This is a genomic window from Pseudomonas sp. BR20 (assembly GCF_050780135.1).
Taxonomy (GTDB): domain Bacteria; phylum Pseudomonadota; class Gammaproteobacteria; order Pseudomonadales; family Pseudomonadaceae; genus Aquipseudomonas.
In genome coordinates this window covers 646,674-671,548 of record NZ_CP172012.1, presented here as the reverse complement: position 1 = coordinate 671,548, position 24,875 = coordinate 646,674, and the positions used below count along the sequence as shown (strand labels likewise).

At 60.9% G+C, this 24,875-nt stretch carries 23 protein-coding genes; 16 read left to right on the top strand and 7 right to left on the bottom strand.

Annotated features, from left to right (window positions below; genetic code table 11):
- Nucleotides 1-82: 82 nt before the first annotated feature.
- From ACHPFG_RS02955 to rpmE, 3 genes are all read right to left on the bottom strand, one after another.
- The gene (locus ACHPFG_RS02955) at nt 83-1,351 is read right to left on the bottom strand and encodes a malic enzyme-like NAD(P)-binding protein (RefSeq protein WP_027605010.1); all 1,269 of its coding nucleotides are present in this window, start codon (nt 1,349-1,351) and stop codon (nt 83-85) included.
- Between the two features lie 180 nt (nt 1,352-1,531).
- Nucleotides 1,532-2,338: a thermonuclease family protein gene (locus tag ACHPFG_RS02950; RefSeq protein ID WP_431701563.1), complete on the bottom strand. Its 807-nt coding sequence runs from the start codon at nt 2,336-2,338 to the stop codon at nt 1,532-1,534.
- Between the two features lie 14 nt (nt 2,339-2,352).
- Nucleotides 2,353-2,586, bottom strand: coding sequence for a 50S ribosomal protein L31 (gene rpmE, locus ACHPFG_RS02945; protein ID WP_005784030.1), 234 nt, complete (start codon nt 2,584-2,586; stop codon nt 2,353-2,355).
- A 228-nt stretch (nt 2,587-2,814) separates the two neighbouring features.
- Here rpmE and ACHPFG_RS02940 point away from each other — a divergent pair, with 228 nt between their 5' ends.
- The 10 genes from ACHPFG_RS02940 (at nt 2,815) to ACHPFG_RS02895 (ending at nt 15,615) form a co-directional block, all read left to right on the top strand.
- A complete protein-coding gene (locus tag ACHPFG_RS02940; RefSeq protein ID WP_431701562.1) occupies nt 2,815-5,034 on the top strand; it encodes a primosomal protein N' in 2,220 nt (739 codons plus the stop codon).
- 110 nt (nt 5,035-5,144) lie between these two features.
- Nucleotides 5,145-6,881 (top strand): arginine--tRNA ligase, encoded by a 1,737-nt coding sequence (gene argS, locus ACHPFG_RS02935; protein WP_027605013.1) that lies wholly within the window; start codon nt 5,145-5,147, stop codon nt 6,879-6,881.
- Nucleotide 6,882: 1 nt separating this feature from the next.
- Nucleotides 6,883-7,584, top strand: coding sequence for an SPOR domain-containing protein (locus ACHPFG_RS02930; protein WP_027605014.1), 702 nt, complete (start codon nt 6,883-6,885; stop codon nt 7,582-7,584).
- Nucleotides 7,585-7,842: 258 nt separating this feature from the next.
- Nucleotides 7,843-8,373 carry an ATP-dependent protease subunit HslV gene (gene hslV / locus ACHPFG_RS02925; protein ID WP_010563201.1) on the top strand — a complete coding sequence of 177 codons (531 nt, stop codon included), beginning with the start codon at nt 7,843-7,845 and terminating at the stop codon, nt 8,371-8,373.
- Nucleotides 8,374-8,410: 37 nt separating this feature from the next.
- The gene (hslU, locus tag ACHPFG_RS02920) at nt 8,411-9,748 is read left to right on the top strand and encodes an ATP-dependent protease ATPase subunit HslU (RefSeq protein ID WP_131696866.1); all 1,338 of its coding nucleotides are present in this window, start codon (nt 8,411-8,413) and stop codon (nt 9,746-9,748) included.
- 149 nt (nt 9,749-9,897) lie between these two features.
- Nucleotides 9,898-10,275, top strand: coding sequence for a gamma-butyrobetaine hydroxylase-like domain-containing protein (locus ACHPFG_RS02915; protein WP_027605016.1), 378 nt, complete (start codon nt 9,898-9,900; stop codon nt 10,273-10,275).
- A 249-nt stretch (nt 10,276-10,524) separates the two neighbouring features.
- On the top strand, nt 10,525-12,204 hold the full coding sequence (gene phaC / locus ACHPFG_RS02910; RefSeq protein WP_131696868.1) for a class II poly(R)-hydroxyalkanoic acid synthase: 1,680 nt from the start codon (nt 10,525-10,527) through the stop codon (nt 12,202-12,204).
- 146 nt (nt 12,205-12,350) lie between these two features.
- Entirely contained in the window at nt 12,351-13,196 is an 846-nt protein-coding gene (gene phaZ / locus ACHPFG_RS02905) for a poly(3-hydroxyalkanoate) depolymerase (RefSeq protein WP_027605018.1), read from the top strand.
- An 88-nt stretch (nt 13,197-13,284) separates the two neighbouring features.
- Nucleotides 13,285-14,967 (top strand): class II poly(R)-hydroxyalkanoic acid synthase, encoded by a 1,683-nt coding sequence (phaC, locus tag ACHPFG_RS02900; protein ID WP_431701561.1) that lies wholly within the window; start codon nt 13,285-13,287, stop codon nt 14,965-14,967.
- Between the two features lie 27 nt (nt 14,968-14,994).
- Nucleotides 14,995-15,615, top strand: a complete 621-nt coding sequence (locus ACHPFG_RS02895) for a TetR/AcrR family transcriptional regulator (RefSeq protein WP_131696870.1) — start codon at nt 14,995-14,997, stop codon at nt 15,613-15,615.
- Here the strand turns inward: ACHPFG_RS02895 and ACHPFG_RS02890 are convergent, their stop codons facing one another.
- Nucleotides 15,616-16,311, bottom strand: a complete 696-nt coding sequence (locus tag ACHPFG_RS02890; RefSeq protein ID WP_431701560.1) for a response regulator — start codon at nt 16,309-16,311, stop codon at nt 15,616-15,618.
- A 321-nt stretch (nt 16,312-16,632) separates the two neighbouring features.
- On the opposite strand from ACHPFG_RS02890, the gene ACHPFG_RS02885 reads away from it, so the two are divergent.
- The 6 genes from ACHPFG_RS02885 (at nt 16,633) to ACHPFG_RS02860 (ending at nt 22,994) form a co-directional block, all read left to right on the top strand.
- Nucleotides 16,633-17,211 carry a fimbrial protein gene (locus ACHPFG_RS02885; RefSeq protein WP_131696871.1) on the top strand — a complete coding sequence of 193 codons (579 nt, stop codon included), beginning with the start codon at nt 16,633-16,635 and terminating at the stop codon, nt 17,209-17,211.
- Between the two features lie 22 nt (nt 17,212-17,233).
- Nucleotides 17,234-18,019, top strand: coding sequence for a fimbrial biogenesis chaperone (locus ACHPFG_RS02880; protein WP_431701559.1), 786 nt, complete (start codon nt 17,234-17,236; stop codon nt 18,017-18,019).
- Nucleotides 18,020-18,059: 40 nt separating this feature from the next.
- Nucleotides 18,060-18,788 (top strand): fimbrial biogenesis chaperone, encoded by a 729-nt coding sequence (locus ACHPFG_RS02875; RefSeq protein ID WP_431703433.1) that lies wholly within the window; start codon nt 18,060-18,062, stop codon nt 18,786-18,788.
- Nucleotides 18,789-18,965: 177 nt separating this feature from the next.
- Nucleotides 18,966-21,503 (top strand): fimbria/pilus outer membrane usher protein, encoded by a 2,538-nt coding sequence (locus ACHPFG_RS02870; protein WP_431701558.1) that lies wholly within the window; start codon nt 18,966-18,968, stop codon nt 21,501-21,503.
- A 3-nt stretch (nt 21,504-21,506) separates the two neighbouring features.
- Nucleotides 21,507-22,448: a fimbrial protein gene (locus tag ACHPFG_RS02865; protein ID WP_184745478.1), complete on the top strand. Its 942-nt coding sequence runs from the start codon at nt 21,507-21,509 to the stop codon at nt 22,446-22,448.
- Between the two features lie 18 nt (nt 22,449-22,466).
- A complete protein-coding gene (locus tag ACHPFG_RS02860) occupies nt 22,467-22,994 on the top strand; it encodes a fimbrial protein (protein WP_259244510.1) in 528 nt (175 codons plus the stop codon).
- An 87-nt stretch (nt 22,995-23,081) separates the two neighbouring features.
- Here ACHPFG_RS02860 and ACHPFG_RS02855 read toward each other — a convergent pair whose 3' ends face one another.
- The 3 genes from ACHPFG_RS02855 to ACHPFG_RS02845 all read right to left on the bottom strand — a co-directional run bounded on the left by ACHPFG_RS02855 (nt 23,082) and on the right by ACHPFG_RS02845 (nt 24,866).
- Nucleotides 23,082-24,050, bottom strand: coding sequence for a phasin family protein (locus tag ACHPFG_RS02855; RefSeq protein WP_431701557.1), 969 nt, complete (start codon nt 24,048-24,050; stop codon nt 23,082-23,084).
- A gap of 12 nt (nt 24,051-24,062) precedes the next feature.
- Nucleotides 24,063-24,485: a phasin family protein gene (locus ACHPFG_RS02850; protein WP_145335905.1), complete on the bottom strand. Its 423-nt coding sequence runs from the start codon at nt 24,483-24,485 to the stop codon at nt 24,063-24,065.
- A 105-nt stretch (nt 24,486-24,590) separates the two neighbouring features.
- A complete protein-coding gene (locus tag ACHPFG_RS02845; protein ID WP_339451448.1) occupies nt 24,591-24,866 on the bottom strand; it encodes a polyhydroxyalkanoic acid system family protein in 276 nt (91 codons plus the stop codon).
- Nucleotides 24,867-24,875 lie beyond the last annotated feature (9 nt).

Sequence of the window (24,875 nt, the reverse complement as noted above, 5' to 3'; positions counted from 1 at the left end):
CACAAGGCTTGGATTAATTACCACACAGCAAAAAGCCCCGACTCGCGAGAGCCGGGGCTTTTTGTTGGTGCGCTACAACGGCTTAGCCGTTGAACACATCATCCACGCTTTGCAGCGGGTAGTTTTTCGGATACGGCAGGGTGGCCACACCGGTCTCGATCGCGGCTTTGGCCACGGCATCGGAGATCAGGGTGATCAGGCGCTTATCCATTGGTTTCGGAATGATGTACTCACGACCGAATTCCAACTTGGCGCCACCGTAGGCGTCGCACACGTCCTGAGGCACCGGCAGCTTGGCCAGCTCACGCAGGGCGTTGGCGGCAGCCACTTTCATCTCTTCGTTGATGCGCTTGGCGCGAACGTCCAGGGCACCACGGAAGATGAACGGGAAGCCCAGTACGTTGTTGACCTGGTTCGGGTAGTCCGAACGACCGGTGGCCATGATCACGTCGTCGCGGGTGGCGTGGGCCAGTTCCGGGGCGATTTCAGGATCAGGGTTGGAGCAGGCGAACACGATCGGGTTGGCCGCCATGGACTTCAGGCCTTCAGCGCTCAGCAGGTTCGGGCCGGACAGGCCAACGAACACGTCGGCACCGTTCAGGGCGTCAGCCAGGGTGCGCTTGGAGGACGGGTGGGCAAACATCGCCTTGTATTGGTTCAGGTCGGTACGCTCGGACTGGATCACGCCCTTGCTGTCGACCATGTAGATGTTTTCCAGCTTGGCGCCCATGCTGACGATCAGCTTCATGCAGGAGATGGCTGCAGCGCCGGCGCCCAGGCAGACGATCTTGGCGTCAGCCAGGGTTTTGCCAGCGATTTCCAGGGCGTTGATCATGCCGGCAGCGGTGACGATCGCGGTGCCGTGCTGGTCATCGTGGAATACCGGAATGTCGCACTGCTCGATCAAGGCCTTTTCGATCTCGAAGCACTCAGGTGCCTTGATGTCTTCCAGGTTGATGCCACCGAAGGTGATGGAGATGCGCTTGACGGTGTCGATGAAAGCCTGCGGGCTCTCGGAATCGACTTCGATGTCGAAAACGTCGATGCCGGCGAAGCGCTTGAACAGCACGCCTTTACCTTCCATGACTGGCTTGGAGGCCAGTGGGCCGAGGTTACCCAGGCCCAGAATCGCGGTGCCATCGGAAATCACTGCAACCAGGTTGCCCTTGCCGGTGTACTTGTACGCCAGTTCAGGGTCGCGGGCGATTTCACGTACGGGCTCGGCCACGCCAGGGCTGTAGGCCAGCGACAGGTCGCGGGCGGTGGCGGTGGCTTTGGTGAGCTCTACACTCAGCTTTCCTGGACGAGGATGGGCATGATATTCGAGAGCGGCAGTTTTCAAATCAGACATATCGGCATTCCGCTTTTACTGTTGGTCGACGGACCGCCGAGGATACTCGTGTCGTAAAGTCCCTACAAGACTGGGCAGTCACAGGTGTCAAGGGCCCTGCAGTAAGACTTTCGGCCAAGAGCCACGGTATACAAGGGCTTAACTGTTCACAATCGCATTAAAAAATGTCTACAATTTTTCTCAAGACGAGGTTTTCAACATGCCCGGATCGGTCAACGGGAGGAGCCAGCGGGCCTGGCCATTTTTGAGCCCTCCCCGGCGCGAGCGATCCTGCACCCAGCCACGCGCTTCGACAGCGCGGCCTTGCAGACCATTGAGCGTGGCAGCATCGAATTGGCTGATCAGAGCAGGAGCGATGCGTAATACCACTGATCCCTGCATCTCAATCCAGATACCACCACGATTGCGCGTTACCTGACTGACCCGGCCGCTGACCACGGCAAACCCGGAGCGCTTGAGGTGCGCCACGGATTGCACCGGTGATTGGCGCCACAGGCCCAGCCGCGCGTTGCGGGCGCTGTTCTCCGCCGCCTGCTGACAGGCGACGAGATCGACATTGGGGGCCACGCCGACCTGGAACCCCAGGCCCTCGGCCAACAGTTGCGCCTCCAGGTTCTTGCCGTCGGCACCATAGAGATGGGCCAGGGTGCGGCCGTAATGATCCTTACCCTCACGCCCCGGCACCAGGCCGACACGACCACCGCTGGCCTGCACCAACGCCTGCAGACGCTGACGCGCCGCGACCGCAAAAGGCTCGTCGGCGCGCCCCTTCCTGCCGGTTTCCGGGGCATTGATACCGATCATCCGCACACTGCGGCCATCCTTGAGGCGCACCGTGTCGCCATCCACCACCCGCTGCACTTCCACGCGGGCCAGGGCCGCTGGCGCCGGGCAAAACACCTGAGCCTGGGCCGCCGACAACCAAATCGCAGGCACAAAAAAGGCGCCCACAAGGGACGCCTTTTTCAACAGCTGGCAAAAGCCCATAAGGCTTTTGAGCCTTACTCTGCTGGAGTAGCAGCAGGCTTCTTGCCGAAAGCACCAAAGCGATCTGCGAAGCGCTGTACACGGCCGCCGGTGTCCAGAGTTTTCTGCTTACCGGTGTAGAACGGGTGGCACTCGTTGCATACGTCAGTACCCAGTGGCTTGCACAGGTTCGAGCGAGTTTCGAACTTGTTGCCGCAGCTGCAGGTCACTTCGATGGTTTCGTACGCTGGATGGATATCGGCTTTCATGGTGACTTCCTCGGGCTAGCGTGCCGCCACTCGACACTATTGTCGAATACCGCACGTAATTAGGCCGCGGATTCTACCAGACCTTTTTAAACGCGCAAGCGGCGACACCCGTCGGGTGTCAACATAAAAGCACCTTTCATCAGAAAACTGGCGGCTACCCCAAGCCTCCCGCTGTCTGCTAGGCTCCCGCCCCTGCGCCACCGCCTGCCTTTATATGAGACTCCCCGCGTGCCCGACGCCATTTTGCGCCTAGCCCTGCCCTCGCCCCTGCGCCGCCTGTTCGACTACCGGGCTCCGGCCGGTGTGCTGCGGGCGCAGTTGCAGCCAGGCATGCGCGTGCGCGTGCCGTTTGGCCGCCGGGAGATGATCGGCATCCTAGTGGAAGTCGCCGACCACAGCGAAGTGCCGGCCGAGAAACTCAAGCCGGCCATCGCCATGCTCGACGCCACGCCACCGCTGCCGCCCGCGCTGTTCAAGCTGTGCCTGTGGACCGCCCAGTATTACCAGCACAGCCTCGGTGACACGTTGAGCTGGGCATTGCCGGTGCTGTTGCGCCAGGGCGAACTGGCCGAAGCGCGTCAGGAACGCTTCTGGTCGACGGTGCCCGGCGCACGTCTCGACGACCCGCGCATCGCCCGCGCACCGCGCCAGCGTGAAGCCCTGGCGACCCTGGCCCAGCATCCCCATGGCGTCGCCCATCAGCTATTGAGCAAGCTGATGCTGAGCAAGGACAGCCTCGACTTGTTGCTGGCCAAGGGTTTGGTGCAGGTGGAAATCCGCAAGCACGCCCCCGACCCGCGCCACGAACACTGGCTGGCCCAGCCCGAACTGCCGCTGAACCCTGAACAACGCGCCGCCTATGAAGCGATTCGCGCAGGCGCAGGCAGCTTCCATGCGTTCCTGCTGGCCGGCGTCACCGGCAGCGGCAAGACCGAAGTCTATTTGCAGCTGATCCGCGAAACCCTGCAGGCCGGCAAACAGGCACTGGTGCTGATCCCCGAGATCAACCTGGGCCCGCAGACCCTGGCGCGCTTCGAACAGCGTTTCAATGCGCGCATCGCCCTGGTGCACTCGGCGATCAATGACCGTGAGCGCCTGGAGTCGTGGCTGGCGGCGCGGGATGGCGAAGCCGACATTATTATCGGCACCCGCTCGGCGTTGTTCACGCCGATGAAAAATCCCGGGCTGATCATCATCGACGAGGAGCACGACGGCTCCTATAAACAACAGGAAGGCCTGCGCTACCACGCCCGCGACCTGGCACTGGTGCGCGCGCGTCAGGAAGACATCCCGATTGTGCTGGGCTCGGCCACACCGTCCCTGGAAAGCCTGCACAACGCCTACACTGGTCGTTACGGGCTCCTGCGCTTGAACGAGCGGGCCGGCGGCGCCAAGCAACCCCGCTTCCTGCGCCTGGACGTAAAAAGCCGGCCGCTGGACAGCGGCATTTCCGGGCCGATGCAACAAGCTATCGGCCAGACCCTGGCGGCCGGCCAGCAGGTCTTGGTGTTTCTCAACCGCCGAGGCTTTGCACCGACACTGCTGTGCCATGACTGCGGCTGGATGTCCGAGTGCGAACGCTGCGATGCGCGCATGACCGTGCACCAGCGCCATGGCGAGCTGCGTTGCCACCATTGCGGCCATGTGGAGCGTGTACCGCGCCACTGCCCGCAGTGCGGCAAGGTCGACCTGCGCCCGGTGGGCGCAGGCACCGAGCGCGCCGAGGAGCGCCTGGGCATTTTGTTCCCGGACTATCCGGTCCTGCGGGTCGACCGCGACAGCACGTCGCGCAAGGACGCGATGAACCAGCTCTTCGCCACCATCCAGAAGGGCCAGCCGTGCATCCTGGTGGGTACGCAGATGCTCGCCAAAGGGCACCACTTCCCACGGGTGACCCTGGTGTCGATCCTGGATGCCGACGGCGGCCTGTTCTCCGGCGACTTCCGCGCCAGCGAACGCATGGCGCAGTTGATCGTGCAGGTCGCCGGCCGCGCCGGGCGTGCCGAAGAGCCGGGCAAGGTGATTATCCAGACTCACCTGGCCGACCATCCACTGCTGATTCAACTGACAGAACAAGGCTACTTTGCCTTCGCCGAACAGGCGCTGAGCGAACGCCGCTCCGCCGGCCTGCCGCCCTTTGCACACTTGGCACTGCTGCGCGCCGAAGCCCATAAACCGGGGCAGGCCGAGGGCTTTCTGGATGAAGCCTGCAGCGCAGCCGAACGCTTGCTCGGCGAGCTGGGGCTGAGCGGCATCGAGCTGCTTGGCCCGGTGCCAGCGCCCATGGAGCGTCGTGCCGGGCGTTATCGTGCCCAGCTACTCTTGCAGGCAACGTCCCGCGCACCGCTGCATCGGCTATTAAGTAGCTGGTTGCTTGCGCTGGAGCAAATGCCGAGTGGCCGCCAGGTGCGATGGTCGTTGGATGTAGACCCGGTAGATTTGTATTAAGCCTGGCCACAGGTCCTGCGAAGGTTGGCAAGCCCGCCCTCGCCACGGATAATGCCCAGCTTTTCCACCTGCGCATCGCGCGCCGCCGCTTGCGGTCGAAAGAGAACACCATGAAAGACACCATTCGCCAGCTGATCCAACAAGCCCTCACCCAACTCGTCAACGAAGGTGTGTTGCCTGAAGGCCTGACGCCGGCGATCCAGGTGGAAAACACCCGCGACAAGACCCACGGCGACTTCGCCAGCAACATTGCGATGATGCTGTCCAAGCCGGCCGGCATGAAGCCGCGCGACCTGGCGGAGAAAATCATCGCCGCGCTGCCCGCCGACGAGAGTGTTACCAAGGCCGAAATCGCCGGCCCGGGCTTTATCAACTTCTTCCAGAACACCCAGGCCCTGGCGTCACGCCTGGATGCAGCCCTGGCCGACGCCAGGATCGGCGTGCGCAAGGCCGGCCCGGCTCAGCGCGTGGCCATTGACCTGTCGGCGCCCAACCTGGCCAAAGAGATGCACGTCGGCCACCTGCGCTCGACCATCATCGGCGACGGTGTGGCACGGGTGCTGGAATTCCTCGGCGACACCGTGATCCGCCAGAACCATGTGGGCGACTGGGGCACCCAGTTCGGCATGCTGATGGCTTATCTGCAGGAAAACCCGATCACCAGCAACGAGCTGTCGGACCTGGAGAACTTCTACCGCGCCGCCAAGAAGCGTTTCGACGAATCCGAGGAGTTCGCCGATCGCGCGCGCGGCCTGGTGGTCAAGCTGCAAGCCGGCGACAAGGAATGCCTGGAACTGTGGGGCCGCTTCCGCGAGATCTCGCTGTCCCACTGTCAGGAAATCTACGAGCTGCTCAACGTCAAGCTGACCATGGCCGACGTAATGGGCGAAAGCGCCTACAACGACGACCTGATCAACGTGGTCAACGACCTCAAGGCCAAGGGCCTGCTGGTCGAGAGCAACGGCGCGCAGTGCGTGTTCCTCGAAGAATTCAAGACCGCCGACGGCGAGCCGCTGCCGGTGATCATCGTCAAGGCCGATGGCGGCTACCTCTATGCCACCACCGACCTGGCGGCCGTGCGCTACCGCAGTGGTGTACTCAAGGCCGACCGTGCGCTGTATTTCGTCGACCAACGCCAGGCCCTGCACTTCCAGCAGGTGTTCGAAGTGGCACGTCGCGCCGGTTTCGTCACCCACCCGATGCACATGGAGCACATGGGCTTCGGCACCATGAACGGCGCCGACGGCCGCCCGTTCAAGACCCGCGACGGCGGCACCGTGAAGCTGATCGACCTGCTCAACGAAGCCCAGGACCGTGCCTACAACCTGGTGAAGGAAAAGAACCCGGAGCTGGCCGAAGCCGACCTGCGCAACATCGCCCGCGTGGTGGGGATTGGCGCGGTGAAATACGCCGACCTGTCCAAGCACCGCACCAGCGACTACAGCTTCAACTTCGAACTGATGCTCAACTTCGAGGGCAACACCGCGCCGTACCTGCTGTACGCCTACACCCGCGTGGCCGGTGTGTTCCGCAAGCTGGGCAAGGACTTCAGCGAAGTCGAAGGCCGGATCGTGCTGGACGCGCCCCATGAACAGGAACTGGCCGCCAAGCTGGCGCAATTCGGCGAAGTGCTGAACAGCGTCGGCGAGAAAGGCACGCCGCATATCCTCTGCACCTACCTGTACGAAGTCGCCGGGTTGTTCTCCAGCTTCTACGAGAACTGCCCAATCCTCACTGCCGACGACGAAGCCCAGAAGCAAAGTCGCCTGCGCCTCGCCGCACTGGCTGGACGGACCCTCAAGCAAGGCCTGGAACTGTTGGGCCTGGAAACTCTGGAGCGTATGTAAGTTGGCTGCCAAGAAAAAACCTGCACCCAAGCGCGGCGCCAGCCGCTACCAGGCCCCGGCGAAGAAGCCGATCCCGGGCTGGTTGTGGATGGCCATCGGCCTCACGGTTGGCGCGTTTATCGTGTTCCTGATGAAGCTGGACCCAGGCCAGGGCGATGACGTCAAACGCGTCAAGCAGGAACAGCAGAAGGCCACGAAAATGGCTGAAGCCAACAAGACTGCGCCGAGCCCAACGGCACCGGTAAAGCCGAAGTACGACTTCTATACGCTGCTGCCGGAATCGGAAGTGATCGTGCCACCTGACGCCGTGCCGGAGAAAACCCTGCCGACGCCGCAAGTGCCGACCACCCCGGTAACCCCGGCAGAAGCAGCGAAAATCGACACCGCGCGGGCCCAGGCAGCACTGGCCGGGATTACTCCGCCGCCAGCACCGCCGGTTGCGGAGACCAAAGCCGCCCCTGTGACCAAGTTCTTCCTGCAAGCGGGCTCCTTCCCGAAACAGGCGGACGCGGATCGCGTGCGTGCGCAGATCATTCTGCTGGGCCAGACGGTGACGGTGGAGTCCGGCACGGTGAAGGACGCGACCTGGTATCGCGTACTGGTGGGGCCGTTCAGCAACCGCGAACAGCTGACCGTGGCGCAGAAACAATTGGCCGGGGCAGGGTTTAGCAACCTGTTGTTACAACAGCGCCAGAGCCGCTGATTCGGGCTCAACTTCGATCAAAATGTGGGAGGGGGCTTGCCCCCGATGGCGGTGTATCAGTCACCAGATTCATTGACTGACACTCCGCTATCGGGGGCAGGCCCCCTCCCACATTTGGTTCTGCAGCGCTCTGAAATGTGCGTCAGACCGATAAACACCACTCGTCCGCCATAAACCCCTATGGTTGAAATCCCCCCCGCCACCCCCATATGAGTTTCCATCAGGGCATTTTCGCCCCGCTGCGTGGAGACTCTCCCCTTGACCACCATCGTTTCAGTACGTCGCCACGGCAAAGTCGTCATGGGCGGCGACGGCCAGGTTTCCCTGGGCAATACCGTGATGAAAGGCAACGCCAAGAAAGTCCGTCGCCTGTACCACGGCCAGGTTCTCGCCGGGTTTGCCGGTGCCACCGCCGACGCCTTCACCCTCTTCGAGCGTTTCGAAGGCCAGCTGGAAAAACACCAGGGCCACCTCGTACGCGCCGCTGTCGAACTCGCCAAAGAATGGCGCACCGACCGCTCCCTCAGCCGCCTGGAAGCCATGCTGGCCGTCGCCAACAAAGATGCGTCCCTCATCATCACCGGTAACGGCGATGTGGTTGAGCCTGAACATGGCCTGATCGCCATGGGCTCCGGCGGTGGTTATGCACAAGCCGCAGCCAGCGCACTGTTGAAGAAGACCGACCTGTCGGCCCGCGAAATCGTCGAGACTGCCCTGGGCATCGCCGGCGACATCTGCGTGTTCACCAACCACAACTTCACCATTGAGGAGCAGGACCTCGCCGAGTAAGCCGTAGGCTTATTCCCGCTTGAGGCCGCCAAACACTATGTCCATGACTCCCCGCGAAATCGTCCATGAACTCAATCGCCATATCATCGGCCAGGACGATGCCAAGCGCGCCGTTGCCATCGCGCTGCGTAACCGCTGGCGCCGGATGCAACTGCCCGAAGAATTGCGCGTTGAAGTAACACCGAAGAACATCCTGATGATCGGCCCGACCGGCGTCGGTAAAACCGAGATCGCACGACGCCTGGCCAAGCTGGCCAACGCGCCGTTCATCAAGGTCGAAGCCACCAAGTTCACCGAAGTCGGCTATGTGGGCCGCGATGTCGAGTCGATCATTCGTGACCTGGCCGACGCTGCCCTCAAGCTGCTGCGCGAACAGGAAATGACCAAGGTCAGCCACCGCGCCGAAGACGCTGCCGAAGAACGCATCCTCGACGCCCTGCTGCCACCGGCGCGCATGGGCTTCAACGAAGACGCAGCACCGGCCTCGGATTCCAACACCCGCCAGCTGTTCCGCAAGCGTCTGCGTGAAGGCCAGCTGGACGACAAGGAAATCGAGATCGAAGTCGCTGAAGTCTCGGGCGTCGACATCTCCGCACCGCCTGGCATGGAAGAGATGACCAGCCAGCTGCAGAACCTGTTCGCCAACATGGGCAAGGGCAAGAAGAAAAGCCGCAAGCTCAAGGTGAAGGAAGCGCTGAAGCTGGTGCGCGACGAAGAAGCCGGGCGCCTGGTGAATGAGGAAGAACTCAAGGCCAAGGCCCTGGAAGCGGTTGAACAGCACGGCATCGTGTTTATCGACGAGATCGACAAAGTGGCCAAGCGCGGCAACTCCGGCGGCGTCGATGTATCCCGCGAAGGTGTGCAGCGCGACCTGCTGCCGTTGATCGAAGGCTGCACCGTCAATACCAAGCTGGGCATGGTCAAGACTGACCACATCCTGTTTATCGCTTCGGGTGCGTTCCACCTGAGCAAGCCAAGCGACCTGGTGCCCGAGCTGCAAGGTCGCCTGCCGATTCGCGTAGAGCTGAAGGCGCTGACCCCGGGCGACTTCGAGCGCATCCTCAGCGAACCGCATGCGTCGCTGACCGAGCAATACCGCGAGCTGCTGAAAACCGAAGGGCTGGGCATCGAGTTCCTGCCGGACGGTATCAAGCGGCTGGCGGAGATTGCCTGGCAGGTCAACGAGAAGACCGAGAACATCGGTGCCCGACGCCTGCACACGCTGCTTGAGCGCCTGCTCGAGGAAGTGTCCTTCAGCGCCGGCGACATGGCAGGCTTGCAGAATGGCGTAGCGATCAAGATCGATGCCGACTACGTCAACAGCCACTTGGGCGAATTGGCGCAGAACGAGGACTTGTCGCGGTATATTCTGTAAGCCTCACACAGAACTGCTTTGCTTCAAATGTGGGAGGGGGCTTGCCCCCGATAGCGGTGGATCAGTCAGCTTATCTATAGCTGCCCCACTGCAATCGGGGGCTAGCCCCCTCCCACGTTTTTAAGCCGGTTTATTCAAGAGCACCTCATATGGCCAAGTTCCCTACCGCTGTAAACCTGCACAAAACCTCCAACACCCTAGGCCTCACCTACGGCCCCGACGAGGTTTACCAGTTGCCCGCCGAACTGCTGCGGGTGCATTCGCCTTCCGCCGAGGTCCAGGGCCACGGCAAACCTATCCTGCAGTTCGGCAAGCTCAACGTGCGCCTGACCAAGATCGAACCGGCCGGCCAGTACGCCCTGAAATTGACCTTCGACGACGGGCATGACAGCGGACTGTTCACCTGGGACTACCTCTACCAGTTGGCCGTGCGTCAGGATGCGTTGTGGGCCGATTATCTTGCCGAGCTCAAGGCGGCCGGAAAAACCCGCGACCCGAGTGAATCGGTCGTGCGGCTGATGCTCTAGCTCAGGCCTCTTGCTCTTTAGAGGGCATTTTCTAATTTCATCTGCTTGAATGCCCTGTCGCGTGGCCAACGATTGGCCCGCTTGCGAAAAAAATTAAACTCGGGTAACCAATGGAACTGGCAAGTTCCCTGCATTTGACGATGCGGTATCAACGGTCACCCGAGTCGCAGTACCTGGCTTGTGTTGTGTATCGAAACCTGGTGCGCAGCGGTACCCGGTACTCGTCTTTCGGACAATGGAGCGTCGTAGATGAGTAACAAGAACAACGATGACTTGAAACGCCAGGCCTCGGAAAACACCCTGGGGCTCAACCCGATCATCGCGTTACGTAAAAAGGATTTACTGGCCTCGGCCAAGATGGTGCTGACCCAAGCCATCAAGCAGCCGTTGCACAGCGTCAAGCACGTCGCCCACTTTGGCGTTGAATTGAAGAACGTGATGTTCGGCAAATCGCAGCTGCAGCCCGAAAGCGATGACCGTCGCTTTCACGACCCCGCCTGGAGCCAGAACCCGCTCTACAAACGCTACCTGCAAACCTACCTGGCGTGGCGCAAGGAACTGCATGACTGGATCGGCGACAGCAACCTGTCGGAACAGGACATCAGCCGCGGCCACTTCGTGATCAACCTGATGACCGAAGCCATGGCGCCCACCAACAGCGCGGCCAACCCGGCGGCGGTCAAACGCTTCTTTGAAACCGGCGGCAAGAGCCTGCTCGACGGCCTGTCGCACCTGGCCAAGGACATGGTGCACAACGGCGGCATGCCGAGCCAGGTCAACATGGGCGCGTTCGAAGTCGGCAAGACCCTGGGCATCACCGAGGGGGCGGTGGTATTTCGCAACGACGTGCTGGAGCTGATCCAGTACAAGCCGATCACCGAACAGGTGCACGAACGCCCGTTGCTGGTGGTACCGCCGCAGATCAACAAATTCTACGTATTCGACCTGAGCCCGGAGAAGAGCCTGGCGCGCTTCTGCCTGCGCAATGGGCAGCAGACCTTTATCGTCAGTTGGCGCAACCCGACCAAGGCCCAGCGCGAATGGGGCCTGTCGACCTATATCGAGGCGCTCAAGGAAGCGGTCGATGTGGTCACGGCAATCACCGGCAGCAAGGACATCAACATGCTCGGCGCCTGCTCCGGCGGCATCACCTGCACCGCCCTGCTGGGCCACTACGCGGCGCTGGGTGAGAAGAAGGTCAACGCCCTGACCCTGCTGGTGAGCGTGCTGGACACCACCCTGGACACCCAGGTGGCGCTGTTTGTGGATGAACAGACCCTGGAAGCGGCCAAGCGCCACTCCTACCAGGCCGGCGTGCTGGAGGGCCGCGACATGGCCAAAGTGTTCGCCTGGATGCGCCCCAACGACCTGATCTGGAACTACTGGGTCAACAACTACCTGCTGGGCAATGAGCCGCCGGTGTTCGACATCCTGTTCTGGAACAACGACACCACGCGCTTGCCGGCGGCGTTCCACGGCGACCTGATCGAGCTGTTCAAAAACAACCCACTCGTGCGCGCCAATGCCCTGGAAGTGTGCGGCACGCCGATCGACCTCAAGCAGGTCACGGCCGATATTTACTCACTGGCCGGCACCAACGACCACATCACGCCATGGCAGTCGTGCTACAAGTCGGCCCAGCTGTTTGGCGGCAAAGTGGAATTCGTACTGTCCAGCAGCGGGCATATCCAGAGCATCCTCAACCCGCCGGGCAACCCCAAGGCGCGCTACCAGACCAGCGATGGCTTGGCAGGCAAGCCGTTGGAGTGGCAGGAGAATGCGACCAAGCACACCGATTCCTGGTGGCTGCACTGGCAGGCATGGCAGGCGGAGCGAGCGGGCAAGCTGAAGAAGGCGCCGACGACTTTGGGTAACAAGACCTATGCCGCAGCGGAAGCCGCCCCAGGGACTTACGTACACGAACGCTGAATTGAAATGCGTTCAAATGTGGGAGGGGGCTTGCTCCCGATTGTGGCGTGTCAGGCACAACATCTGAAACTGGCCCACGGCTATCGGGAGCAAGCCCCCTCCCACACTGACTGCATTCCAGCTGTAACACTTCACAGGGTCTGAGCATGCCGCAACCGTTCATCTTCCGTACCATCGACCTGGATGGCCAGACCATCCGCACGGCGGTACGCCCGGGCAAGCCCCACTTGACGCCGTTGCTGATCTTCAACGGCATCGGCGCCAACCTTGAGCTGGTGTTTCCGTTTGTCCAGGCCCTGGACCCGGACCTGGAAGTGATCGCCTTCGATGTGCCGGGCGTGGGCGGTTCCTCGACGCCCAACCGGCCCTATCGCTTTCCCGGCCTGGCCAAGCTCACTGCACGCATGCTGGATTACCTGGACTATGGCCAGGTGAATGCGGTGGGCGTGTCCTGGGGTGGCGCCTTGGCACAGCAGTTTGCCTACGACTACCCGGAGCGCTGCAAGAAGCTGATCCTGGCGGCGACCGCGGCCGGTGCCTTTATGGTGCCGGGCAAGCCGAAGGTGTTGTGGCTGATGGCCAGCCCCCGGCGCTACATCCAACCGTCCCATGTGGTGCGCATCGCACCGATGATTTATGGCGGCTCGTTCCGCCGCGATTCGAAACTGGCGGCCGAGCACGCGAGCAAAGTGCGCTCGGCCGGCAAGCTGGGCTACTACTGGCAGCTGTTCGCAGGGCTGGGATGGACCAGCATCCATTGGCTGCACAAGATCCGCCAGCCCACCCTGGTGCTGGCCGGGGACGACGACCCGCTGATCCCGCTGGTCAACATGCGCATGCTGGCCTGGCGCATTCCCAACGCACAGTTGCACATCATCGATGACGGCCACCTGTTCCTGATCACCCGGGCTGAAGCCGTGGCGCCGATCATCATGAAGTTTCTCGAGGAGGAGCGCATGCGGGCCGTGATTCACCCGCGACCAGCGGTGTAAGGACCACACCGCCGCGCAACTTGCCGAGAACCGACTATGGTTCTGAATTGGCGTGCCTGTTGATGGCTTGACGAAGGAGTGTTGGCTCATGCGAGAAAGACCCGTGACGAACCCGGCGCCCACCCCTGCCGCGTTCATCAACGCACAAAACGCGATCACCGGCCTGCGCGGTCGGGATGTGTTGTCGACCCTGCGCAGCGTTGCCGCCCACGGCTGGCGCAACCCGGTGCATACCGCCCGTCACGCCCTGGCCCTGGGCGGTCAGCTGGGGCGCGTGCTGCTGGGTGAAACCGTGCACGAGCCCAACCCACGGGACAGCCGCTTCAGCGACCCGACCTGGGCGCTCAACCCGTTCTACCGACGTAGCCTGCAAGCCTATTTGAGCTGGCAGAAGCAGACCCGCCACTGGATCGATGACAGTTCACTGAGTGCCGATGACCGCGCCCGCGCGCACTTTGCCTTCGCCTTGATCAACGACGCGGTGTCGCCCTCCAATACCCTGCTCAACCCGCTGGCCATCAAGGAGTTGCTCAACTCCGGCGGCAACAGTGTGGTGCGCGGCGTGAGCAACCTTTTCGATGACCTGCTGCACAACCACGGCCTGCCACGCCAGGTGAGCAAACAAGCGTTCGAGGTTGGCAAAACCGTGGCCACCACCCCAGGCTCGGTGGTGTTTCGCAATGAGCTGCTGGAGCTGATCCAGTACAAGCCCATGAGCGAAAAACAATACGCCAAGCCGCTGCTGATCGTGCCGCCGCAAATCAACAAGTACTATATTTTCGACCTGAGCCCGGCCAACAGCTTTGTGCAATACGCCCTCAAGAACGGCCTGCAAACCTTCATGGTGAGTTGGCGCAACCCAGACGTGCGCCATCGCGAGTGGGGCTTGTCCACCTATGTGGCGGCGCTGGAAGAAGCGCTCAACGTCTGCCGGGCCATCACCGGCGCCCGCGAGGTCAACCTGATGGGCGCCTGCGCGGGGGGCCTGACCATCGCCGCCCTGCAAGGCCACTTGCAAGCCAAGCGCCAGCTGCGGCGCATCTCCAGCGCCAGCTACCTGGTGAGCCTGCTGGACAGCCAGATCGACAGTCCTGCCACGTTGTTCGTCGACGAGCAAACCCTGGAAGCAGCCAAGCGCCGTTCCTACCAGGAAGGCGTGCTCGACGGCCGCGACATGGCCAGGGTGTTCGCGTGGATGCGCCCCAATGACCTGATCTGGAACTACTGGATCAACAATTACCTGCTGGGCAAGGAGCCGCCTGCGTTCGACATCCTTTATTGGAACAACGACAACACGCGCCTGCCCGCCGCGCTGCATGGCGACCTGCTCGATTTCTTCAAGCACAACCCCCTGAGCCATCCCGGTGGCCTGGAGGTGTGCGGCACGCCCATCGACTTGCAGAAGGTCACGGTGGACAGCTTCAGCGTGGCCGGGATCAACGACCACATCACGCCGTGGGACGCGGTGTATCGCTCCACGCAATTGCTGGGTGGTGAACGGCGCTTCGTGCTGTCCAACAGCGGGCATATCCAGAGCATCCTCAACCCCCCGGGCAACCCCAAGGCCAACTACGTCGAAAACCCCAAGATGAGCAGCGACCCACGCGCCTGGTACTACGACGCCAGCCACGTCGAAGGCAGCTGGTGGCCACAGTGGCTGGCGTGGATCCAGCAGCGCTCGGGCGTACAGCGCGAGACCCTCACTGCCCTGGGCAACCAGAATTACCCACCGATGGAAGCGGCGCCGGGCACCTACGTGCGCGTGCGCTGAGCTCAACGATCAGATTAAGAAGACTGGATGAAGACCCGCGACCGTATCCTTGAATGTGCCCTGCAGTTGTTCAACCAGAAGGGCGAACCGAACGTGTCGACCATGGAGGTGGCCAATGAAATGGGGATCAGCCCCGGCAACCTCTACTACCATTTCCATGGCAAGGAACCGCTGGTCATTGGCCTGTTCGAGCGTTTCCAATCTGAGCTGGCGCCGCTGCTCGACCCACCGGCGGACGCGCAACTGCAGGCCCAGGATTACTGGCTGTTCCTGCACCTGATCGTCGAGCGCATGGCCCAGTACCGGTTTCTGTTCCAGGACCTGTCGAACCTGGCGGGACGTCTGCCAAAGCTGGCCAAAGGCATTCGCAACCTGCTCACGGCGCTCAAACGCACCCTGGCATCCTTGCTGGCGAGGTTGCAGGCGGCCGGGCAAGTGGTCAGCGATACTCAAGCGCTGGGGCAACTGGTGGAACAGATCACTATGACCCTGCTGTTTTCCCTGGATTACCAACGCATTCTTGACCGTGAGGGCGAGGTTCGGGTGGTGGTGTACCAGATCATGATGCTGGTAGCACCGCACCTGCTGACATCGGCACGGCTGGCGACTGAACGGTTGGCGCTGCGTTATCTGGAGGATCAGGATTAACTACCCAAGCTGCCCGAACCGGTGAGTAAACTTGAACAGTTCACTGTCGTTCCTGATCCCCAGTTTTCGATAGGCTGATTGTTTTTGCGTACTGATCGTACTTGCACTACGCGAAAACTTTTGCGCAATTGAATTCACGGACATACCGTCCAGAAAACAACGCAATACTTCCTGCTCTTTAGGCGTCAGACACTCGTTGAACCGCAGTGGTATTGAAAAATCTGTTTCCGATTTGATCTTTCCCCCCTCCAACACGGACTGTACACCCTGCAACGCGGGCACCATACAAAGCTGCAGGTAGATCCGTCCCTGGGCGACCGTTCGGATAGCCGTGATCAACTCCGTCAGGTTCTGGCTTTTCCCCATAATCCCCCTGCATCCCGCCTTCAACGACAAAGAAACAATGGCAGGCGTGTAGTGCGAACACACAATCAAGAGCCTGCAGGTGCTGAAGCGCCGGTGCAGTACCTGGATCAGGCTGAGGCCATCGCTGTCCGATGGTGCGAGGATAAAGTCCATCACCACGACATCGGCCGGCCGCTGCTTAAGGGCTTCCAGCAGTTCCCTGCCTGTTCCGAAGGAACCGATCACAGCGAGGTCGGCTTCTTTGCTCAACCCCAACTCGATGCCCTGCCGAACCATCTCGTGGTCATCCAACAGCATGACGGTATGCGCAGTGGATATTGAAGTAGCCATAATTACACCCATATAAGTGAATACAGCACCGCCCCCATAATCGCTCTGGTTAAATACACGGTATACCCAGTTACAGCCCAGGATCAATACGACAACTCAGCAAGTTAAAGTCCTTCAGTCATAACTTACAGACAATTCCCAGTACTACAGAAAACACCTACATAAGTTGAAAGCAACTTATCGAACGATCACGAGATGAGTCTCGTTAGTTCTCTATAGATACCGCTCGGCAAACGCGACAAATTAGGGCACCCCGCCAGTCGAGAGATCAGTGCTTTTAACTGCGATGGGCCATACCTATGAATCACGACTGGGAACACCATGAAAGTTAACCTCCTCTCCACGGTTGCGGCCATTCTGGTCTTGACCGCCGTCGCCTCACAATCGGCATACGCAGCAGATGGCATTATCAAGTTCAGCGGTCTTGTGACCGACCTGACTTGCACGGTAGAAGGTGCGGCCCCCGGCTCTGGCGCAATCGTCAAGGACGTCAACCTGGGCGGCGTCTCGGCGGCACGCCTGGCAAGCGCTGGCAGTCGCGCCAACCCGACAGGCTTCACCATCCGTATCGGAGCGCCAGGCGAAGGCAGTTGCACCAACGGGCGCACCGCCATGGTTGCCTTCGATCCGACCAGCCCGGCCATTGATGTGGCGACCGGGCGCTTGAACATCGACGGCTACGACGACCCGACCGACACCAGCAGCGCCAAGAACGTACAGGTGGAAGTGACTCAGCGCGATGGCACGCCGATCAACGTCTACACCGAGAAATCGGCAGGCGCGGTGATCGTCGACAACCAGGCAGTCATCCCACTGGCGGCGCAGATGTACGCAAGCGGCCCCGCAACCGAAGGTAAGGTCAACACCCGTGTGGGCTTTTTGATCGAGTACGCCGAGTAAGGCATTCCAGAGGCCTGAAACGATGAAAAGAATCGCCTGCCTGATGCTGGCTGCTACCGCTGCTTGCGCGTGGCTCTCGCTGCTGCCGCTTCCTGCTCGGGCAGGCGTGATCATCCATGGCACACGCTTGATCTACCCCATGCAGCAGCAGGAAGTCGTGGTGCGCCTGGAGAACAAGGGGCCACTTCCGGCGCTGGTGCAAACCTGGCTGGACACGGGCGACCGGCATTCGACACCGGCAACAGCACACACACCTTTCATTCTTTCGCCACCGATCTTCCGCATTGAACCGCGCCAGCAACAAGCCTTGCGCCTCCGCTATGTTAGAGGCGCCTTGCCGACCGACCGCGAAAGCCTGTTCTGGCTGAACGTGCTGGAAGTACCTCCGCTCGCCGCCGACGCCGCACAGAAAAACCAGATTGAATTGTCGTTCCGCACCCGTCTGCGTGTGTTCGTGCGTCCGCAGGCATTGCCCTACCCAGTCGACAGCGCCGCCGAGAAGCTGCAATGGAAGCTGGTAGCCCATGAACAGGGGTTCGCCCTGCAAGCCACCAATCCTACGCCGTACCATATTTCCCTCGCCTCGATTGAGTTGCTGAGCGGCGGCAAGCGGTTCAGTAAGGCTGCAAACAAAGCTGTCGATGACAGCCTGCTGATGCCTGCCGGCGACGTGAAACTGTTTGTGCTGCCCCTGCTACGCCATCAGCCGGTCGATACGCCTACGGTCGAGTTCAGCACCGTCAGCGATTTTGGCGCCCGAGTACCTCACTCGGCCCGCCTTACCCTTCATCCGCAGGATGATCGATAACATGCCTGCCACCACCCGCTCACACTTACCGCTGCAGTGCATGGCGTTGATGCTTGCGCTGTTGACCACGCTCACGGCGCAGGCGAGCGTGGTCATCAACAGCACCCGAATTGTTTACCCGCAGGACGACAAGGAGGTGAGCATCAGGCTGCACAGCAAGAACCAGGCACCGGTGCTGATCCAGGCCTGGCTGGACAACGGCGATGAGTATTCAACGCCGGATCTGGCGACAGCGCCCTTCATTCTCACACCGCCGATCTTTCGCATGGAGCCAGGCAAGCAACAGGTTGTACGCCTGGCCTACACCGGCGAGGCCTTGCCGTCGGCACAGGAAAGCCTGTTCTGGTTCAACGTGCTGGAAGTGCCCTCACGATCGCATGGCGGCCAACCGGGCGATCAGTTGCAATTCGCCTTCCACTCACGAATCAAGTTGTTTTGGCGCCCGTCGAACTTGCCTTACGGGGTCGAGGCAGCGCCTGGAAAGCTGCTGTGGCGGTCTGTCTCGACCGAGCAGGGCCTGGCGCTGGAAGTCCTTAATCCCACGCCTTACCACGTGACATTCGAACGCATCGAAGTGCGGGTGGCAGGGCGGCGTCATGTCCGAGAACCCGCAGCGTCGAGTGCCGAGAACATGGTGACGCCAGGTGGGCGCGCCCGCTTTGAGTTGCCTCGCCTGCCTCCCCCGATGGGCAGCGCTGCAAGCGTGGAGTTCCAGACGCTCGACGACTTTGGGGTCAAGACCCACCACAGCGCAGAGATCTCTCCATGACAACCGTTCTTATGTAGCAATCCCGCTGCGCCTTATTGAACACACCTTAGGTTGATGCCCATTCAGTGGGCAGGGACGCCCTGTGCCGAGATTCGGGGAGCCCGGTTTATGGAAACGTGAAAAATGAGTTTGTACCCGCCCGCCAGGCTCGCAAGCCGGCCCCGTTTAAAGCAGACGATGCGTAGCTTGCTGCTGGTGAGCGGCGCCCATGCCATGGCCGCCAATAGCGCAGAACAGGTCGAGTTCAACCCGGCTTTCTTCGCGGGTGGCCGGGCCAGCCTGCAGATCGATATTGCAAAGTTCGGCCAAGGTAACGTCGTGCTACCTGGCAACTATCGCACCGACATTTATCTCAACGGCCAGTGGATCGGGCGTGAAAACCTAACCTTCAGCGCGGTCGAAGGACAGCAAACGGCGCAGCTGTGCCTGGAGCGCGATGCGCTGCTCAGGTTTGGCATTGACCTGGATTCCAATGAGCTCAATCAGGCCTCCCACATGCCGTTTGCGCGCTGTGCGCAGATCGGGACCTATCTGCCGGGTGCCAGCAGCCAATTCGATTCAGGCGAAAACCGCCTCGACCTGCAAGTGCCGCAGGTTTACCTGGCGCGCAAGGCGCGGGGCTATGTCGACCCGCGGCACTGGGACAGCGGGATCGACGCCGCCTTTGTACGGTACAACGCCAATACGTTCGCCACCCAGGCCGGTACGCGCACACTCGGCTCCAGCTACCTGGGCCTGAACACCGGACTCAACCTTGGCGATTGGCACTGGCGCCATACTGGCAGCTACAGCCATTCAGAGGTCGCCTCGGGTTATCAAAGCAGCGCCACCTACGTGCAACACGAAGTGAGCCGGTTGCAGTCACAGCTGATGGCGGGTGAGATCTACACACCGGGGGAACTGTTCGATAGCGTACGTCTGCGCGGTGCCAGCCTGTTCAGCGATGATCGGATGCTGCCCGACTCCCTGACCGGGTTTGCGCCGGTGGTACGTGGCGTTGCCGAGACCAACGCGCGGGTCAGCGTGCGCCAACGCGGCGTGCTATTGGACGAAGTATCTGTAGCGCCCGGCCCGTTTGTCCTCAACGACCTGTTCCCCACCGGGTATGGAGGCGACCTGAGCGTCACCATTACCGAGGCCGATGGCCGCCAGCGCGAGTTCATCGTGCCGTTCGCCGCCAACGCCAACCTGCTGCGCCCCGACCACCACCGCTACGCATTGAGCGTTGGCCAACTGGATGAAATAGGTCTGCATCACCCTCCCACGTTGATGCAGGCCACTTATCAGCTGGGCCTGAGCAACCTGCTGACCGGGTACACCGGCGCGACGATTGGCGAGGACTACCAATCGCAGTTGCTGGGTACCGCGTTCAATACCTCAATGGGTGCGCTGTCGTGCGACCTGACCCATTCGAACGCCCATGTACCAGGTCACGGGTCACGCCAGGGGCGAAGCGTACAACTGCGCTACAGCAAGAATTTCACGGACACCGGCACCCATTTCGCCCTCGGGGCTTACCGCTACTCCACTGAGGGGTTCCTGAATGTGGGCGATGCGGCACACGTTCGTGACTTGGCCATCGACGGGCTGACCCCGGATAACCTGTCGCGGCTACGCAACAGGATGGACATCAGCCTCAACCAGAACCTGAGCAACGGCTCCGTGTACCTGACCGGTTCTTCGCAACACTATTGGAATCGCGACCATGGCAACCTGACCTTCACCACCGGGTACAGCGGCACGTGGCGGGGCCTTCACTATCTGCTGAGTGCACAGCGCAGCCGTGATCTGCGCAGTGAACGCGTGGACAAGCAACTGGAACTCACCTTGAGCCTGCCACTGGGCAGCCACGCCCACTCGCCGACCTTGACCACCACGGCCTATCGAGGCGGTCAAGGCAGCGGTGAGCGCGTCAGCCTGGGTGGGAGCGTGGGCGAGCGCGGTGAGTTCAGCTATAGCGTCAGTGCCAACCGGACCCAGGACAGCAACAACGCTACCAGTGCCGACATGAAATACCAGACCAGCCAGGGCGTACTGTCCGCCAGTCATGGTAAGAGCAGCGCGTACCGCTCCACATCGCTTGGCATGACCGGCGGTATTGTCGCCCACGCAGGCGGTGTGACCTTCGCCCCAGAACTCGGCGATACCCTCGGCATCGTCCAGGCGCCTGACGCCCAAGGCGCACAAATCAATGGCAACCACAGCGCGAAAATCGGGAAAAGCGGCTTCGCGGTGGTGCCCCACCTCACACCCTACCGCCAGAACATCGTGGAACTGGACCCCAAGGAATTGTCCACCGACGTGGAACTCAAGACCGCCGCCCGGAATGTCGCCCCGCGCGCCGGTGCAGTGGTGCAACTGCAGTTCGAGACGCTCAGCGGCCAGGCCTTGTTGATCACGGCACGGCGCGAGGATGGCAGCCCGCTGCCGTTTGGTGCGGATGTGTTCGATGAGGACGGCGCCAGCGTCGGGGTTGTCGGGCAGGGCGCCAAGGCCTTCGTCCGGGTGTCTCGCCCGCGGGGGAAGTTGACGGTCAAGTGGGGGAGCAGTAATTCGGCGATGTGCCGGATGCGCTACGAAGTGGAAGCAAAGACGCCAGCCAAGGACTCAGCTCGATTATTGCAACTGGACGGGGGCGCTTGCGAGGTCGTTGGCGATCTCATCGTGCAGCCATTTGCCAATGATCTGGCCAACTTGCGCTCATCGTGGAACTGAAAAATGAAGCACTCTATTCAATTCATTTCGACCCTACTGGTGTTCAACCTGCCCATCGCTGCTCAAGCGGCGTGTGACAGGTATCAGAACGCCACACTCACCCTCACCCTTCCTTCCACAATCACCGTGCCGGACAGTCTCCCGGTGGGCGCTGAAATTATCATTCGGGAATTCAGTGGTACGGCGCCCGCTTTTACCGCGTATTGCAGCTCCACTTTACTGACGATCATCGGGCGATACCAAGCAAGGGTTGCAGGTTACCCAAACATCTATCAGACCGAGGCTTCAGGTGTGGGCGTACGCTTGCGCATCCGAGATGCAAGCGGACTCTATCCTTTCTTTGCCATGATTAACCAACAAGTCCCATACAGCGGCCCCTACACCAGCTTCACGGCCGCGGAGCTGAGGTTCCATAAAGTCGGGCCGGTAACAGGCCAGACAGTGCCCGCCGGAAACATTTGGGTGAGGCGATGGGATAACCACCCAGAGAGTTTCACCCTGAGACTCGGCAACCCCGTGCGCTTTGTCAGCCCCGCCGCCACCTGCGACCTGGCGACTGGCGACGTCAACCGCACGATCACCCTCGACCCCGTTAAAGTCAGCACGCTTCAAGACGCCACTTACGCAAACCAACGTAACTTCGAACTTACTGCAAACTGCGCACACGCATCCAACGTCACTTTTCGTTTTTCCGGAACCCCCGCACCGGGCAATGACCGGCTCTTCGCCAATACGGGCAGCGCCGGTGGCGTTGCCCTGTGGCTGTACTCGCGAATTGGCGGGGGTATCCAGAACATTCTCGCCGACGGCACCGAAAACACGCGCACGGTGCCGGTCTCGGGCGGCCGCGCCGTGTTGCCGCTCGGCGCGGCCTATCACCAGAACGGCACGGTCAGACAAGGCACGCTCATCGCCACCACCACCGTCAGCATCACCTACAACTAAAAACCTGAGGATCATGGAATGAGGATTCGAGCCCTGCCCCTGCTGCTGGTAATCACCGCGAGCCTGGCCACCACTGTGGTCCATGCCGCGACTACGGGCACCTTGCGCTTTACCGGCCAAGTCAATGCCGGTACGTGCAACCTGGCTGCCGGCGACGAAAACCGTACCATCACACTGCCGACTATCAAGATTTCCGACTTTGGCGCGACTTCCAGCGCGGGCGCGTTTGATTTCGAGATCTCTGCCGATTGCGAATCGGATTTACGCAACGTGATTTTCCTGTTCGCAGGCACCGCCTCAACGGGGAACGCCGCGCTGTTTTCCAATACGGGGACGTCAAAGGGTACTGCCCTTCAACTACTGCACCGCGTCTCTCCCGCTTATGCCATTCCTGCCAACGGTACCCCCGCCCAGCGCAGCCGGACCATTGCAACGAGCAGCAACAAGGCCGTGATCCCCCTGACAGCGGCGTATCACAAAACCGGCGCAGCGATCACCCAAGGCACCCTGGCCAGCGCAGTTACCGTTTCGATCACCTACAACTGACCGAGCTTGGGCCCACGATCACAGGGTAAGCGCGCAAAAAAATGCCCAGCCTTTGCAGGCCGGGCATTTTTACGTGTCCCGGAAAAGTCAGGACTGACTGGTTGGCGTCGGGGTTACCGGCGTTGCAGTCGGGGCAGCAGCAGGCGTCGGTGCCGACACCGAGTTGGCTGTCGAAGCAGAAGGCGCCGTGGTTGCGGGCTTGGCGGCAACAGCTGGCTTCGGCGCTGCTGGTTTTTTCGCTACAGCTGGCTTCTTCGCAGCAGCAGGTTTTGTTGCCGGCTTGGTCACCGGCTTCGCGGCAGCAGGCTTGGCTGCAGATTTAACAGCGGCTGGTTTGGCGGCTGCGGTTTTGGCCGCGGGCTTGGCGGCCGGTTTTGCGGCGGCCTTGGCTGCTGGCTTAGCCGCAGGTTTGGCAGCCGCTTTCGCAGCCACGGGTTTAGCGGCAGGCTTGGCAGCCGGTTTGGCCGCTGCAGTTTTGGCGGCGGGCTTAGCAGCCGCTTTTGCCGGGGCCTTGGCCGCTGGTTTTGCAGCTGGCTTGCTGGCAGCTTTCACCAACGGTTTGGCGGCCGTTTTGGCCGCAGGTTTGGCAGCGGCGGTTTTAGCGGCAGGCTTGGCAGCTGGTTTAGCGGCAGCCGCTTTCACTGGAGCCACTTTGGCACCGGTCAGTTTTTCGATTTGCTTGGTCAGGGTATCGACCTTGCTGTGCAGGGTCTTCAGCTCAGCTTTACTTGGCACGCCCAGGCGCGAAATAGCACTGTTGAGGCGCTTGTCCAGAGCCCCTTCGAGTTCGCCCCAAGTACCCAATACCTGTTTCTTCGCATCACTGATGCGCGAACCGGCAGTCGCTTTAGCAGCACCTACTTGTTTACCCACTGCGCTCTTGGTCAACTTTTCGGCCTTCTCGCCGTCTTTAACCAAGGTTTCGAAGAGTTTGCTGCCGTCACTGTCGATCTTCGAGTAAACGCCTAAACCAGCCAGCCAGATCTTGCGGGAATATTCTTCAACTTTCCCGACCCACGAGCTGCCTTCTTTCTGAGTAGTCTTTTTAACAGCCATCCCGATGTCTCCTTAGTGTTTACGCGCGACACGTTCGAGCAATGCCGTCAGCTCTTCGAGCTTAGCAGAGAGTGTCTCCACGTCATGTTTAGACGCAATGCCAATTCGATTCAAGGCACTGGCAACGCGAGTATCAAAAGCTTTTTCAACTTTATCCAGCTGAACTTCTACCAGACCTTTGACCGCGGAGACATTACTCTTTACTTGATCAATCTGACTGTTGGCCGCATCAAGTTGTTCCACTGCAACTTTTTTGCCTTTACTTTCAATATGTTGACCCGCTTTAACCAGCTCTTTGAAGTAGTCGCCGCCCTCGCTGCCGACCTTCGCGTAGGCACCAAGACCCGCCAACCAGATCTTGCGGGCGTAGGTTTTAACGTCACTCAAAGCGCCGGTCTGAGCATCGATTTTTTTCTTCAGGATAACTTTGGCCATGGTGCACCTCACGCAGGATAGGGGGGAGGAACGGCCCGCAGGAGTTGAGGGCTTGGGCACAAAGTAGGCTGGAAAATTAGAATCGGCACCCTAAGTACTCGCGGATCAGGCCAAGGCTTTATCCAGGGCTTTCTCGATTTCGGACTTGATGGTGCCACTCATGGCCGACATCAACAGGCCCAGTTCCACATCAATGCGCAGCGAATCATCCGCCACTAATACCGTGCCTTTAACCCCTGAACGCTTGAGGTTCAAGGTATCGCCAGACCACGAAGGCTCCAGGCCATATTGCTCCTGGAGTTTGTGCGCCAACTTTTCGGCCTTTGCGCGTGCCGCTTCTTTACCCAGGGAATGCGCACGCTCAACGGTTATACGGGCCATTGCAATGAC